The organism is Kribbella italica (assembly GCF_014205135.1).
GTDB lineage: Bacteria > Actinomycetota > Actinomycetes > Propionibacteriales > Kribbellaceae > Kribbella > Kribbella italica.
This window is the reverse complement of record NZ_JACHMY010000001.1, coordinates 2,204,226-2,218,888: the sequence shown is the minus strand read 5'-3', so window position 1 is coordinate 2,218,888 and position 14,663 is coordinate 2,204,226. Positions and strand designations below refer to the sequence as shown.

General features: G+C 69.8%; 14 protein-coding genes. 4 read left to right on the top strand and 10 right to left on the bottom strand.

Going from position 1 to position 14,663, the window contains the following annotated elements:
- Position 1: 1 nt before the first annotated feature.
- Positions 2 to 997 (top strand): Gfo/Idh/MocA family protein, encoded by a 996-nt coding sequence (locus tag HDA39_RS10405; protein ID WP_184795020.1) that lies wholly within the window; start codon positions 2 to 4, stop codon positions 995 to 997.
- Here the strand turns inward: HDA39_RS10405 and HDA39_RS10400 are convergent.
- Positions 994 to 1,896, bottom strand: coding sequence for an SDR family oxidoreductase (locus HDA39_RS10400; protein ID WP_184795019.1), 903 nt, complete (start codon positions 1,894 to 1,896; stop codon positions 994 to 996). The two genes, HDA39_RS10405 and HDA39_RS10400, sit on opposite strands and share 4 nt — an antisense overlap.
- Positions 1,897 to 1,984: 88 nt before the next feature.
- On the opposite strand from HDA39_RS10400, the gene HDA39_RS10395 reads away from it, so the two are divergent.
- Entirely contained in the window at positions 1,985 to 2,542 is a 558-nt protein-coding gene (locus HDA39_RS10395; protein ID WP_184795018.1) for a TetR/AcrR family transcriptional regulator, read from the top strand.
- A gap of 97 nt (positions 2,543 to 2,639) precedes the next feature.
- Here HDA39_RS10395 and HDA39_RS10390 read toward each other — a convergent pair whose 3' ends face one another.
- The 8 genes from HDA39_RS10390 to HDA39_RS10360 all read right to left on the bottom strand — a co-directional run bounded on the left by HDA39_RS10390 (position 2,640) and on the right by HDA39_RS10360 (position 11,530).
- Complete coding sequence (locus tag HDA39_RS10390) at positions 2,640 to 3,527, bottom strand: helix-turn-helix domain-containing protein (RefSeq protein ID WP_184795017.1); 888 nt, start codon at positions 3,525 to 3,527, stop codon at positions 2,640 to 2,642.
- Between the two features lie 73 nt (positions 3,528 to 3,600).
- Positions 3,601 to 3,927 (bottom strand): GNAT family N-acetyltransferase, encoded by a 327-nt coding sequence (locus HDA39_RS42230; RefSeq protein WP_337925699.1) that lies wholly within the window; start codon positions 3,925 to 3,927, stop codon positions 3,601 to 3,603.
- Positions 3,924 to 4,100, bottom strand: a complete 177-nt coding sequence (locus HDA39_RS42225; protein WP_238356025.1) for a hypothetical protein — start codon at positions 4,098 to 4,100, stop codon at positions 3,924 to 3,926. Before HDA39_RS42225 ends, HDA39_RS42230 begins: the two co-directional genes overlap by 4 nt.
- 714 nt (positions 4,101 to 4,814) lie before the next feature.
- A complete protein-coding gene (locus HDA39_RS10380; RefSeq protein WP_184795015.1) occupies positions 4,815 to 5,819 on the bottom strand; it encodes a methyltransferase domain-containing protein in 1,005 nt (334 codons plus the stop codon).
- Positions 5,816 to 7,351, bottom strand: a complete 1,536-nt coding sequence (locus tag HDA39_RS10375; RefSeq protein ID WP_184795014.1) for an ATP-dependent DNA ligase — start codon at positions 7,349 to 7,351, stop codon at positions 5,816 to 5,818. The genes HDA39_RS10380 and HDA39_RS10375 overlap by 4 nt, the downstream gene beginning before the upstream one ends.
- Before the next feature lie 49 nt (positions 7,352 to 7,400).
- A complete protein-coding gene (locus HDA39_RS10370) occupies positions 7,401 to 8,357 on the bottom strand; it encodes a Dyp-type peroxidase (protein ID WP_184795013.1) in 957 nt (318 codons plus the stop codon).
- Between the two features lie 441 nt (positions 8,358 to 8,798).
- Complete coding sequence (locus tag HDA39_RS10365) at positions 8,799 to 10,211, bottom strand: pyridoxal phosphate-dependent decarboxylase family protein (RefSeq protein ID WP_184795012.1); 1,413 nt, start codon at positions 10,209 to 10,211, stop codon at positions 8,799 to 8,801.
- Positions 10,208 to 11,530, bottom strand: coding sequence for an MFS transporter (locus HDA39_RS10360; RefSeq protein WP_184795011.1), 1,323 nt, complete (start codon positions 11,528 to 11,530; stop codon positions 10,208 to 10,210). The genes HDA39_RS10365 and HDA39_RS10360 overlap by 4 nt, the downstream gene beginning before the upstream one ends.
- Positions 11,531 to 11,615: 85 nt before the next feature.
- Between HDA39_RS10360 and HDA39_RS10355 the strand changes: the two genes are divergently transcribed.
- Positions 11,616 to 12,869, top strand: a complete 1,254-nt coding sequence (locus HDA39_RS10355) for a CPBP family intramembrane glutamic endopeptidase (RefSeq protein ID WP_184795010.1) — start codon at positions 11,616 to 11,618, stop codon at positions 12,867 to 12,869.
- Between the two features lie 54 nt (positions 12,870 to 12,923).
- Positions 12,924 to 13,625: an HAD family hydrolase gene (locus HDA39_RS10350; RefSeq protein WP_337925698.1), complete on the top strand. Its 702-nt coding sequence runs from the start codon at positions 12,924 to 12,926 to the stop codon at positions 13,623 to 13,625.
- A gap of 78 nt (positions 13,626 to 13,703) precedes the next feature.
- Here HDA39_RS10350 and HDA39_RS10345 read toward each other — a convergent pair whose 3' ends face one another.
- Positions 13,704 to 14,663: a sigma-70 family RNA polymerase sigma factor gene (locus HDA39_RS10345; protein ID WP_184795009.1), complete on the bottom strand. Its 960-nt coding sequence runs from the start codon at positions 14,661 to 14,663 to the stop codon at positions 13,704 to 13,706.

Here is a 14,663-nt window from a genome sequence, read left to right as displayed (position 1 = left end):
CATGCCGGAGATCAAGGTCGGACTGATCGGCGCGGGCGGGATCGCGGGCGCGCACATCCGGGGTTACCGCGAGCACGCCGCGCGAATCGGTGTCACCGCGGTGGCCGACGTCGTCCCAGAGGCTGTGGCTGCGCGGGCCGAGGAGCTGGGCGCCACGCCGTACGCGGACTATCGGCAGATGCTCGAAGCCGAGGAGCTCGACGCGGTGGACATCTGTCTGCCGCATCATCTGCACCGCGACGCGATCGTCGCCGCGGCCGAGGCGGGCAAGCACATCCTGTGCGAGAAGCCGTTGTGCTTGACGGCGGCCGAGGCCGCGGACGTCCGGGCGGCGGTTTCGGCGGCCGGCGTGACGCTGATGTGTGCGCACAACCAGTTGTTCCTGCCGGCCGTTGCCAAGGCCAAGGAATTGCTGGACGCCGGCACGATCGGGACCGTGTTCGAGGTGCGTACGACGGACAGCTTCTACAACGACTTCGATCCGTCGACGATGGGATGGCGGGCGAGCGCTGCGACGAGTGGCGGTGGCGAGCTGATCGACACCGGCTACCACCCGACGTACCTGCTGCTGCACCTGGCGGGTGGCAAGCCGGTCGAGGCGACGGCGATGCTGTCGACGCACCGGCTGAAGTTCATGGAGGGTGAGGACTCCGCGCAGGTGCTGGTGCGGTTCGACAACGGCGTCGTCGGTCAGCTGGTGACGAGTTGGGCGTATCAGCCGGCCGCGGTGACCGAGCGGTTCTCGGTCGTCGGGTCGGAGGGTGCGTTGCACAGCGACGGGAACTCGTTGACGATCCGGCCGCGGTCCGGTGAGGTCGAGACGATCGAGCTCGAGCCGGTCGACGGGTTCGTCGCCGAGATCGGGCACTTCGCCGACTCGCTGCTGGGGAAGACGCGGCCGCTGCACACGGAGGAAGAGGGGATCGCCGTGCTCGGGATCCTGCTGGCGGCGTACGAGGGCGCTCGCACGAAGACGATCGCCCCCGTACTGAGCTAGCCCTGCCGGAAGTAGTGGCCTAGGGCAAGGTCTTCGAGCAGGCCGATCTCGGTGGGCTGCCAGTCGAGCAGCTCGCGGGTGCGGGTCGCGGTGGTGGGGTTGTCGATGGCGGCGAAGTGGGCCAGGTACCCGACGTACTCGGGTGCCTGGTCCGCCGTGATCGAGCGGGCCGGGAGATCGAGTCCGCGGCCGATCGCCTCGGCGATCTGGCGGAGCGCGACGCCTCCGTCGTGGACGGCGTGCAGGCGGGAACCGGCCGGGGCCTTCTCCAGAGCGAGGCGGTAGAGGCGAGCCGCGTCGTTCGTGTGGACCGACGACCAGCGGTTGGTGCCGTCGCCGATGTACGCCGAGAAGCCGTTGCGGCGGGCGAACTCGACCAGCGAGGTGAGGAAGCCGGTGTCGAGCGGGCCGTGGACGATCGGCAGGCGGACGACCGACGAGCGGATGCCTTTGGCGGCCAGGTCGACGACGAAGTTCTCCGCGTCGATGCGGTAACCGCCGGCGAGGGTGTCGTCCTCGGTGCCGGGGTGGTCGAGGCCGGCGGCGGCGACCAGGCCGGTGCCCGACGTACCGACGAATGGTTTGCCGGTGCCTTCGAGGGTCTCGGCGATCGCTCGGATGGCGGCGAGGTCGGAGTCGGCGGCGCCGGTCATGTCGCCGACCTGCATGGCGTCGTGGCGGAAGGCCAGGTGGATCACGCCGTCGGCCGCTGCGGCGGTGGAGCTGATCGTGTCGAGGTCGCCCAGCTCGCCGCGGACGACGTCGGCGCCCCACTTGGTGAGGCGGTCGGCGGAGTCGTCGGAGCGGGCCAGGCCGATGACCTCGTGGTCGTGCTGCAGGAGTTCGGGGACCAGGGCGGAGCCGAGGTGGCCGGTCGCTCCGGTGATGAAGACGCGCATCGGTGGTTCCTTTCGGTGATGTCATCGTGTGACATCACCCAGGCTACACCTTTGATGTCACACGATGACATCGCATAGGATCGGGGTCATGGTGCGTTGGGAGCCGGGTGCGGCGGAGCGGCTGCGCGTCGCGGCGATGGCGCTGTACGCCGAGCAGGGGTACGACGGGACGACGGTCGCGCAGATCGCCGACCGGGCCGGCGTGACCGCGCGGACGTTCTTCCGGCATTTCGCGGACAAGCGCGAGGTGCTGTTCGCGGGCTCGGAGTCGTTGGAGCAGGTGATGGTGGAGGCGCTGGTTTCGGCGCCCGCGTCGGCTGGGCCGATGGAGGCGGTCGCGGCGGGGGTGCTGGCCGCGGGGGAGGCGTTTGCCGGGCGGCGGGACTTCTCGCGGCAGCGGTACGAGGTGGTCTCGGCGACGCCGGAGCTTCGGGAGCGCGAGTTCATCAAGATGGCTTCGCTGGTCACGGCGTTCAGCGCGGCGCTGCGGGAGCGCGGCGTCGCGCCGGCTCGGGCGTTGCTGGCGGCCGAGACGGGCATCACGGTTTTCCGGGTGGCCTTTGAGCGCTGGGTGGAGGGCGCGGAGGAGGACCCAGTCGCGGTCATCCGCGAGACACTGACGGAGCTGACTGAGCTGACGAGCTAACCCACGGGCTGATCGCCCCGCTCAAGTCTTCCCCGGATCCCGCTGGCCGGACGCGACCCACCGACCACCTCGAACTGCCTCACCTGACCAGCTCAGCTCAGGTCGGCTTGGTCTGACGGCGGACCTTGCGGAGAAGGGTTCTCAGCAGCGCCGGAGTCTCCTGAGGTGGCGGAATGCTGACCGCCAGCGTGTCGAGGATCTTCGTGTACGCGTCGACGTCGTCGCGCTTCTCCAGGTACAGGGCGCTGGTGAAGTGCTCCAGGTAGACGACGTCCGGCAGGTCGGGCTTCGGGAAGCGCAGCACGCTGAAGGCTCCGCCCGACGCGGCGTGACCGGCGCTCGCTGTCGGGATGATCTGGAGCGTGATGTTCGGGCGTTTGATCGCCTCGAGCAAGGCGTTCAGCTGCGCGCGCTGCACGTCGGGTCCGCCGATCGGGCGCTGGAGAGCGGATTCCTCGACGATCGCCCAGAATCTGAGCGGCGGCTCCCGGTCGAACATCACCTGCCGCGTCCGGCGGAGCGCGACGAGCTGCTCGATCTCCTCGTCGGACCGGTCGGCGGCGGGGGTCAGCTTCGCGACAGCTCGGGTGTACTCCGGGATCTGCAGCAGTCCCGGCACGAACTGGATCTCGTACGTGCGGATCAGTTCCGCCGCGGCCTCCAGTCCGAGATAGGCGTCGAACCAGTCCGGCGTGACGTCGCCGTACTGGTGCCACCAGCCCGGGGAGTTCGCGTCGCGGGCGAGCTGGACAAGGCGATCGCGCTCGGGCTCGTCGCGTACGTCGTACAGCGTGAGCAGGTCGAGCACGTCGCGTTCCTTGAACCCGACGCGGCCGAGCTCGAGCCGGCTGATCTTCGACTCCGAACCGCGGATCGCCCAGCCGGCGTCGGCGCGACTCATCCCGGCGCGCTCCCGCAGTCGTCGCAGGTGCGCGCCCAGCATGATGCGCAGGGCCGTCGGCCCCGGCTCGTTTCGGCCGGCCATGGCACTAGTTTACAGCAAGATCGAACAGATGTTCGAATCGTCTGGTAATCTGTGACAGATGGGACGAATGAGGTCAGAGGAGTGATTTCGTGAACATGAGCACGGCGTCGTCATCGAGCCGGACCAACTCACCGGGCGGTACTTGGCGATGGTCGTAGATGACACCGCGGCCGTCCGGCAGGTAGCCGCGACGGACGTACATGCGCTGCGCGGTGCCGTAGTCCGGGTAGAGCCCGACCCCCAAACCGACGACGTCCGACCGCTCGGCGACGAGCGCCTCCGCGGCGTCCATCAAGCTGCCGCCGATCCCACGCCGTCGGTACGCCGGGAGCACGATGAAGTCCTGGATCTCCGGCATGCCGTCGAACGGTTCGTACGCCGAACTCCAGTTGACCGTCACGCAGCCGGCGATCTGGTCGTCCTGCGTGGCGACGAGGGTACTCCGGCGGCCGGCTGTTCGTCCTCCAGGTAGGTCGCGAAGGTGCTGAGCGGCTTCTCCCAGCCGGCGACGTTGAAGGCCGCGAAGATCGCCGCGGGGTCCGAGGCGGTCAGCGGTCGGATGGTGGACGTCATGGTTGCTCCCCAGCAGCTCGGCGACGCCGCGAGCGTACGTGGGGGAGCCGGAGGAGTCTCGTGATTTGGTGGGGCGAACTCGCGCCGAGGTGTCCGGATCGGTCAGGTCGGCGTCGGCGAACTCGTCGGCCAGCAGGGCGAGCCCGTGCGGAGGGCCAGGCTGGCTGATCGGTGCGGTGCGGCTCGGCACCGCGTTCGACAGGCTGGCTGGCCCCCGCCGTGCGGCGCCGGCCGCGGCTCGGTGCCGTGCTCGACCAGGTGGGCTGAAGGTCGTTCGGCGCCGACTTCAGCTCGTTCCGGTTCGCGAAGTTCGTCCGGGGCGAGCGACGGCGAGGGCGGTGACCAGGCCGGCGACGATGCCGCCGACGACCAGCCGCCCGCATCCCACCCTCGCCCATGACCCGCGCCCGCTGAGGTCCGCCCGCCCGTGCACGAGCCGCGTGCGCACGAGCTGCGTGCGCACGACCCGTACTCGCCGTGAGCCGCCGATGCCTGCGGCCGAGCCCCGCCCGTCGAGGCCCGCCTACGCACGAGCTGCGTGCCCGCCGCGAGCAGCCGGTGCCCGTGCCCGCGCCCGCGCCCCGCCGAGGCTCGCCTGCGCACGAGCCGCCTGCGCGCGACCCCTGTCCGCCGTGAGCTGCCGATGCCCGCGCCCGAGCCCCGCCCGCTTTCGCTGGGCAGCTCGGGTGGGAGCGCTGCTGTTCGCCGTGCTGGTTAGTCGCGGAGGTACTCGGCTCGCCAGCGGTAGGTGTTGGGGTCGGTGGGGCTGGGGGCTCGGTCGAGTTGGATCAGGCGGAGGTCGTCCTTGGCGAAGGCGTCGATGGAGGCTCGGGTGAGGGGCCAGGGTGGGCCTTCGAGAGTTTCGTCGGGGACGTCGTCCTCGCGGGCGAAGGCGATGACGATCATGGTGCCGCCGGCGCGGACCTGTTCGCCGACCTGGTGGGTGGCCGCCGGTTGGATCGCGATCGGGAGGGCCTGGACGGTGAAGATCTCGATGACCAGGTCGAACGCGCGGTGCCAGTCGGCGGGTGGGTCGAGCAGGTCGGCGACTTGGTAGTGCGCCTTGGAATCGGGGTGGGCCTGCTGGGCGGCCTCGACCGCGGTGGGGGAGATGTCGAAGGCGATCGTGTCGTAGCCGAGGTCGGCGATCAGTTCGGCGTCCCAGCCTGTGCCTGCGCCTACGATGAGTGCGCGCTTGCCTGCGCCGTCGGGCTGGGCGGTCGAGATCCAGTCGACGAGGAGGGGGTGCGCCATGCCGCGATCCCATGGAACGACGGCGCGGCCGTCCGCGGCGGCGGAGTACAGCTCCTCGAACCAGCCGGTTGGGTCGTCGGCTTCAAGCGCCTTGTGCGCCAGGTGACGCGAGGCGACGTCAGGGTCCTGGTTGGCGGCGGCTGCGGAGTCCGGCGACGTCGCCGTGTCGGCGTCTGCCGAGTTGGCCGTGCCGGCGTCTGCCGAGTTCGTCGTACCGGCGTCTGGCGAGTCGGCCGTGTCGGCGTTCGCCGAGGTCGCGGTGCCGGCGTTCGCCGAGTTCGTCGTACCGGCGTCCGCCGAGTTGGCCGTGCCGGCGTTGGCCGTGCCGGCGTTCGCTGAGTTCGTCGTGCCGCCGTTCGCCGAGTTGGCCGTGCCGACGTCCGCCGAGTTCGTCGTACGGGCGTCTGCCGTGTTTGCCGTGCTGGGGTCCGTCGCGTCGTGGGAAGCGGCGTCCTTCTGCGTCATGGAGCCTCGTCTGGTTGGTGGATGGCTTGCAGGGTCTGGACAGTGTCGGCTTCGGACGGGGTCTTGTCGTCGCGGTAGCGCAGGACGCGGGCGAAGCGTAGGGCCATGCCGGCTGGATAGCGTGGCGACGACTGGACGCCGTCGAAGGCGATCTCGACGACGATCTCCGGGCGCAGGTACACCGTGTAGTTGTCGCGGCCGGCTTCGATCTCCTGGAAGCGTTCGGTCTGCCAGCGCAGGAGTTCGTCGGTCAGGCCCTTGAAGGTCTTGCCCATCATCACGAACTCGCCGGTGGTCTCGTCGCGGGCGCCGAGGTGGAGGTTCGACAGCCAACCGGTACGGCGGCCGTGGCCCCACTCGGCGGCGAGGACGACCAGGTCGAGGGTGTGGGTTTGCTTGACCTTCACCCAGCCCGAACCGCGCCGGCCCGCCTCGTACGGGACCGTGAGGGACTTGACCATCACACCTTCGTGCCCGCGCTTCACCGCGTCGGCGAAGAACGCCTGTCCCGCGTCGGCGTCGTCGGTGACCAGCCGGGGGATCCGCCGGTGCTCGGGGACGAGTTTGCTCAGCCACTCGTGCCGCTCGGCGCCGCCGAGGCCGAGCAGGTCCTGTCCGTCGAGGTGCAGGATGTCGAAGAAGTACGGCGTGAGCGGCACGGTTTCGGGACCGGTCGCCGCGCGCGTCGCCGTACGGGAGCCGGTCACCTGGAACGCTTCGGGGCGGCCGTCGGCGCGGAGGGCGATCAGTTCGCCGTCGAGCACGAGCTGGTCGGCCTTGAGCTCGAGGGTCGCGGCGACGACCTCGGGGACGCGGGCGGTGATGTCGTCGAGGGTGCGCGTGTAGACGACGACGTCCGCGCCGTTGCGGTGGACCTGGATGCGGATGCCGTCCAGCTTCCACTCGAGCGCCGCGGGCGCGCCGGTCTTCGTCATCGCCTCGGCGACGGAGGTTGCTGATTGGGCGAGCATCGCCTGGACGCCGCGGCCGACTTCGAGGCCGAACTGGGCGAGCCCGGCTTCGCCTTCGGTCAGTACGGCGACCGCCACGGGCGCCGCCGCGCCTCGGAGCATGGTGGCCGCCCGGATCTTGTCCAGAGGGATGCCGGTGGCCTTTGCCACGGCGTCGGCCATCACGCCGTCGAGTGCTCCTTGGCGCAGCTCACCCGCGACCAGGAGTCTGAGGAACTGTTGCTCGGCCTCGGTGGCTCTTGCGAACAGTGCGTCGACGGCTGCTCGCTTGCGGGCCTGGGAACCGGTGCCGGAGATTTCGGAGAGGTCGGCGAAGGCCTGGTCGACCTCCTCGACGGTCAGCGAGGGGTCGGTCGCCGGTGCGGGGACCTCGGTCAGCGTGCGCCAACCGACGCCCGTCCGCCGCTGGCGCAGCTCACCGGACAGGTAGGTGACGACGACCTCGGTCTCCACGGGATCGGTCACAGCCGCCAGCAGCTCGGCGATGAAGCCGGCCTTCGCCAGGCGCGACCTGGTCCCGCTGAGAGCGCTGGAGGTGGCAACCACGTCGGCGAGCAACATGGACCCAGTCTCACTCATGGCACCGACAGATTTTGGGAGTTCCGAGGGGTCAGGGGAGTTTGGGGAGATCGTCGAGGAAATCGGCGGAGGGGGTGAAGAAGAGGGTGCCGGTGACGGCGGTGGAGAAGTCGAGGATACGGTCGTAGTTGCCGTCGGGCTCGCCGAGGAACATGCGGCGGAGCATGAGTTCGGTGACGGCGGGGTCCTTGGCGTAGCCGATGAAGTACGTGCCGAACTCCTGCTCGCCGATCGAGCCGAAGGGCATGTTGTCGCGGAGGATCTTCAGTTCGTTGCCGTCCTCGTCCTCGATGACGTTGAGGGCGATGTGGGCGTTGGACGGTTTGGCGTCGTCGTCGAGTTCGATGTCCTCGAGCTTGGTGCGGCCGATGGCCAGCTCCTGCTGCTCGACGGTGAGGGCGTTCCAGGCCTTCATGTCGTGGAGGTACTTCTGGACGATCACATAGCTGCTGCCAGCGAAGTCCGGGTCCTCGGAGCCGATGACAACGGCGTCCTCGGCGTCGCGGCCGCTGGGGTTCTCGGTGCCGTCGACGAAGCCGAGTAGGTCGCGCATCTCGAAGTACTTGAAGCCGTGGACCTCGTCGACGACCGTGGCGGCGCCGTCGAGCACCTTCATGATCTGCTGTGCCAGCTCGAAGCACTGGTCGAGGTGTGCGGCGCGGATGTGGAAGAGGAGGTCGCCCGGTGTGGACACGGCTTTGTGCTTGCCGCCGTCGAGCTCGATGAACGGGTGCAAGGCGCGGGGCTTCGGTCCGCTGAAGAGGCGGTCCCAGGCGTCGGAGCCGATGCTGGTGACGCAGGACAGGTTGCCGGACGGTACGCGGAAGCCGACCGAACGGGTCAGGCCGGCGACCCGCTCCAGCAGGTCGCGCGCTGTCTCCTCGCCGTTGGGCTCGATGCGGACGACGAGAAAGATCGCCGAACCGGTCAACGGCATCAGCACCGACTGCGGCAGCGCGCTCGTCGAGGCGGTCGGTTCGGTCACCATTTTGGGCTCCTTCAGGTCGTACGACGTACTGGAGTCAGCATGCAGGAAAGGTCTGTCGAGGAGACACATTGGGTCCTCGCGAGCCGGTCGGCCGGGAGGGCGGGGTTACCTCGGGTCGGCAGGCCCCTTGGGTGCTGGTTGGTGGGGATGCGGCCGGGTGGGTTGTCGGGGGTTGAGGTCGCTGCGGCCGAGGAAGGGCGGGTGGAGTTGGCTACTGGGAGTGCGGAGGTGGCCGGCGGTTGGTGGTGGGGCTGGTTGGTGGGGATGCGGCCGGGGAGGTTGTCGGGGGTTGAGGTCGCTGCGGCCGGAAGAGTAAGAGGAGCGAGGCGAGCGGTGAGCGGCGGGCCCTGCTGTGCGCGGTCGGGCCGGTGTCGGTTGGCCGGGATGCTGTTGTGCGGGTCGGATGCGGGGAGTTGGTGTGGGGTGGCTTGGGTCAGTGGGTCACGCCGGGCGCATGAGGTGGTCGAGGAAGGCGGTGAGGAGGGCTTCTCGGAGGGGTGGGGGTGCTACGTCTAGGAGGGCGTTGATGGGGGCCATGCGGGTGGGGAGGGTGCCGGTGGCGGCCGTGTCGGCTAGGCCGGCGATGGTGAGGAGGCCGTCGAAGGCGGCGTCGTCGAGGGTTGTGGGGTCCAGGGTGGTGGCTGCTGCGGCCAGGTCCGGGGAGACGTGGGCGGGGCCGAGTTGTTGGGCGGATCGGGTTGCTGCGGTCAAGGCGTCTACCAGTTCGTCCAGGCGGAGGGCTGTGGCGGCGCTGACGGTGAGGTGGAGGGACGGGGGCTGGTCGCGGAAGCTGAGCTGGGGTTGGACGAACCAGCCTTGGGTGGTCATTTCGTCGGCGAGGGTGAAGACGTCGGAGCGAGCGTCGGTGCGGACGGCTACGAGGGTGGTGGCTGGGGTGGCGACGAGAGTGAGGCCGTCGATGGCATCGATGCGCTTGGCCAGGTCCAGGGTCGCGTCGTGGGCGGTGCGGGCGAGGCGTTGGTAGCCCTGGTCGCCGATGTGGTGAATGACGGCCCAGGCGGCGGCGAGGGGAGCGCCGGACTTGGTGGACTGCATCGTCGAGTTGAGCATCGTGTAGCCGGGCCAGGCGGCGCTGGCGAAGAACTGCGCCTTGCGCAGGGAAGCATCGCGGTGGAGGAGGATGGACGCGCCCTTGGGCGTGTAGGCGTACTTGTGGAGGTCGACCGAGATGCTGGTGACGCCGGGGACGGCGAAGTCGAAGTCCGGCACCTCGATGCCGTCGAGACGCACGTACGGAAGGATCCAGCCGCCGATGCAGGCGTCGACGTGGCAGCGGACGCCGCGGTCGGCGGCGATGGCGGCGATCTCCCGGACGGGGTCGACGACGCCGTGCGCGTACGACGGGGCGCTGGCGACGACGAGGACGGTGTTGTCGTCGATGGCCGCGGCGATGTCGGCGGGGTCAGGGGTGAAGGTGACTGGATCGACGTCGACCACGACGGCAGGGACCTTGAAGTAGTGGGCAGCTTTGTGGAAAGCAGCATGGGCGGTCGAAGGGATCACCATGTTGGGGGTCGGCGAGTTGGCGGCATCGCGAGCTGCCTGGACCGCGAGCAGGACTGACTCGGTGCCGCCGGAGGTGACCGTGCCGACGGCGGTCTCGCCGTTCAGCAGGCGTGCCGCCCAGCCGACCAGGTCGTTCTCCAGCGTGCGCAGGCTCGGGAAGACCGTGGGATCGAGCCCGTTCGTCGCGCCGTACTGTGCGAGCGCGGCGCGGCCGATCTCGTCGGCCTCGGCCAGGCCGGAGTCGTAGACGTAGGCGAGCGTGCTCCCGCCGTGCGTCGGCAGGTCGCCTTCCTGCAACGCGCGCAGCCGGGCGAGGACGTTGGTCATCGGGCCTCCAGGACTTCGTCGGCGGTCAGCCGGTAGCGGGTCAACGAGAAGAAGCTCAGAGCGATCAGTACGGCGGGCACCAGCGACAAACCCACGACGATCGCGGTCACCGCGGAATCTGGCTGGACTGCGGACCGGTCGGTCGACGACACGTACCCACCCAGCGCGAGCACCAGCGCATAGAGCCCAGGCCCGAGCGCCAGCCCAAGAGTTTCGCCGGCCGTCCAGACCCCGGTGAACACACCGGCCCGCCGTACGCCGCTGCGCGCGGAATCGACCGCGGCCACGTCGGGCAGCATCGCCAGCGGGAACACCTGCGCACCCGTGAACCCGATCCCGACGATGCCGGTCGCGACGTACACGCACCACGTCGGCACGTGCTGCGCGCTCGACAACGCCAAAGCGCCCAGCCCGAGTACGCCGGACGCGGCCAGGAACCCGGCGCGCTTGCCGAAGCGTTGACCGAAGGCCAGCCACAACGGACTGACCAGCAACGCCGGACCGACCACGCAGACGAAGCCGATCGTCGCCGCGCCGGGGTCGCGCAGCACGTACCGCGCGAGGTAATCGATCCCGGCCAGCATCGATCCGATCGCCAGCGCCTGCAGCATCAGCGTGATCAGCAGCCAGCGGAAGTCGGCGACGCGGGCGACGAGCCGGAGCTGGTCGCGCAGTGTGCCGGTGGTCTCCTGCGGCCGGCCGATCGGGGCGCGCCGCGTGCCGACGTACGCGCCGATGGTGCCGAGGGCGAGCAGGACGGCGACGGTCAGGCCCATCACCCGGTACCCGTCGCGGCCGCCGATGGCGTCGCGGATCGCGGGAGAGGCGCCGCCGCTGATCAGGATGGCGAGTGTCAGGAACGCGACCCGCCACGACATCAGGCGGGTGCGTTCGGCGTAGTCGTCGGTGATCTCGGCGGGCATCGCGACGTACGGGACCTGGAAGAACGCGTACGACGTCGCGCAGGCGAGGAACCCGAGCAGCACCCAGGTCGCGTTCAGTGTCTTCGAGCCGAGGTCGGGTGCCGCGAAGAGCAGCGCGAAGCAGATCGCCAGCCCGAGGCCGCCGCGCAGCAGGAACGGGCGCCGCGGACCGAGCGGCGACTGGTGGTGGTCGCTGATCCGGCCGGCGACCGGGTTGAGCAGGACGTCGAGCGCCTTCGGCAGCAGCACGATCGCGCCGGCCGCTCCGGCGGCGATGCCGAGGGTGTCGGTCAGGTAGGGGAGCAGCAGCAGACCCGGAACCGTGCCGAAGGACCCGGTCGCGACCGAGCCCAGGGCATAGCCGATCCGCACTCGTCGTGCCTGCTCAACTGACATGGCGGAAGCATGCCAAAAGAAGGCCGAAGCGTGTCGAGCTTCGTCCACAGGGCCTCGACTTGAGCCGATCTCATAGAGTCACGGCATGGCGTCGCAGGGAGGACCACCGCAGAACCAACCGCCGCACGAGCCTGTCCAGGATCAGCCGCGGCAGCCCGGCTACGGTACGCCGCCGGTGCCGAGTGGGCAGCCGCTGCCGGGCGACGGTCCGGGCTTCTGGTCTCCTCAGCAACCGCCTCCGTGGACGGGTCCGCAACAGCCCTACCAACAGCAACCCCCGCCTTACCCGCCGCAGCAACCGCCGTACGGCCAACCCCCGTACGGCCAGCAGCCCTACGGCTCGATGCCCTACAACCTGCGCCCGCCCGAGCAGCGCCAGCTCCCGGCCCCGCCCGGCACGCCGTTCCACCAGCTCGCGCGCAACGCCCACCACAAGTGGTGGCGCCCACTCGTCGGCACCCTGACCCTCGCCGCGTTCGCCTTCTTCGCGACGATCGCCGTCCTCCTGGTCTGGATGATCGCGCACAGCGCGATCACCGGCGACTTCCCCGAGTCGGAAGGCAACAACTTCTTCCCGAACGACCTGGAGAACCTCGCCAGCACGCTCGTGATGCTGGCGATCCTCACCCCGGCCGTCGTCTTCACCGCCTGGGCGATCCAGCGCCGCCCACCCTGGAGCGTCGCGTCGGTCCTCAACAAGATCCGCTGGAAGTGGCTGCTCCTCGCCTGCCTGCCGGCCCTGGGCTACCTCGCGGTGTCCGTCGGCCTCGGTCTGGTGACCGAGTCGCTCTTCCCGAACGCCGACCCGGCGCCCGCTGACGAGGGCACCTGGGTCGGCTTCGCCGCGTTCATCGGTCCGGCCCTGCTGATCCTGTGCCTCGTCCCGTTCCAGTCCGCGGCCGAGGAGTTCGTGTTCCGCGGCTGGCTGATCCAGGCGATCGGCGCCTACGCACCGGGCAGCGACGCGCGCAACGCCGTCACCCGCGTGATCTGGCGAGCACTCCGTACGCCGTGGCCGGCACTCGTCATCAGCAGCGCGCTGTTCGTCTCCGCGCACGGCTACACCGGCTGGGCGATGGCCGACATCTTCCTGTTCGCGATGACGGTCGGCTGGCTGACCGTCCGCACCGGCGGGATCGAGGCCGCGATCGGCCTGCACGTGCTGAACAACCTGTTCGCGTTCATGTTGCCCGCGGCAACTGGTCAGCTCGACAGCTGGGCCGACCAGGGCGGTGCTCCGTGGACGCTGCTGGTCAGTGACATCCCCGCCCTGGCCGTCTACGCGGTGGGCGTGGTCTGGCTGGCCGAACGCCGGAAGGTCGCGACCGTCAGTCAGTAGAGGCCGGATGAAAACCAGCGGCGATTGTCGGTGCGATCTGGCAGCCTGTCGGCCGTGACGAACAACATCGACACCGTCCTGTTCGACTGGGGCGGCACCCTGGCCACCTGGCACGACATCGACCTGTACGCCGTGTGGCGCTCGGTCGCCGTACTGATCGACGAGACCCGCGCCGACGAGCTCGCGGCGAAGCTGGTCGCCGCGGAGGACGCCGCCTGGCTACGGTCCCGCGACGAGCACGTCAGTACGACGCTCGAGGCGGTCTGCCTGGCCGCCGACGTGGTGATGACCCCGGCGGCGCTGGCCGAGTACGAGCGTCAGTGGCACCCGCACACCGAGCTCGACCCGGACGCGATCGGCATGCTGAAGGAGCTCCGCCACCGCGGCTACCGGATCGGCGTCCTGTCGAACACGATCTGGTCCCGGCAGCGGCACGAGGACATCTTTGCGCGCGACGCCGTGCTCGAGCTGATCGACGGCGCGGTCTACACCAGCGAGGTGCCGTGGACGAAGCCGCACCCGGAGACGTTCCTGGCCGCGATGCGGGCAGCGGGCGCCAGTGACCCGAAGAGCTGCGTGTTCGTCGGCGACCGGCTGTTCGACGACGTCTGGGGCGCCCAGAACGTCGGCATGCGCGCGGTGCACATCCCGCACAGCAACATCCCGACCAACCAGGTCGGCCACACGGAAGGCGCACCGGACGCCACCATCCAGCGCCTGTCCGAGCTCCCCGGCGTGCTGGACTCCTGGACATAGACAGAACCCCCGGGCCTCGAAAGGCCCGGGGGTCCTGAATGGGGTTTGGTTGGCTACGGCTGCCTGGGCGGCTCAGACCTAGGCGGCCAGCGTCGGGTCGGCCATCAGGCGGAGGCGCCCCAGTGCCTCGCGCTCGATCTGCCGGACCCGCTCCGCCGAGATGCCGTGCACCGCGCCGATGTCGGCCAGCTTGGCCTGCCGGCCGTCGTGCAGCCCGTAGCGGCGACGGATCACGTCCGCCGACCGCGGGTCGAGCTGGTCGACCAGGCTGAACAGTCCGGACCGGTCGGAGGCGTCCGCGACCAGCTGGTCGGGGCCCGGCGCGGTCTCGGCCGCGATCAGGTCGCCCAGCGAGGTCTCGCCCTCGTCGTCGATCGGGTTGTCCAGGCTGATGTGGTCCCGGCCGATCCGGATCAGCTCCGTCACGCGTTCCGGGTCCAGGTCCAGCTCGGCGGCGATCTCGTCGATCTCCGGCTCACGGCCGAGCTTGCGCTCCAACGTGCGCCGGGCCGAGCCGATCTGGTTCAGCTGCTCGACCACGTGCACCGGCAGCCGGACCACGCGGGCCTGCTGCGCGATCCCGCGGGTGATCGCCTGGCGAACCCACCACGTCGCGTACGTCGAGAACTTGAAGCCCTTGCGGTAGTCGAACTTCTCCACCGCGCGGATCAGTCCCGTGTTGCCCTCCTGGACCAGGTCCAGCAGCGGCATCTGGGATCGTCCGTACCGGCGGGCGATCGACACCACGAGCCGCAGGTTGGCGGTGACGAACCGCTGCTGGGCCTTCTGGCCTTCCGCGGCCAGCCACTCCAGCTCCTCCTGCGTCGCGTACTTCGGCGCGCCGCCCTTCTTGCGTCCAACCCGCCCCTCGGCCAGCAGTTGCTCCGCCAGGAGTCCTGCCTCGACCGTCTCAGCGAGCTCGACTTCCTCTTCTGCCGTCAGCAGAGGAGTGCGCGCGATCTCTTCCAGGTAGAGACCGACGCTGTCCTTGCCGTCGATACCTTCGTCCATTGACCGGACACGAGCCATGCGAGCCAC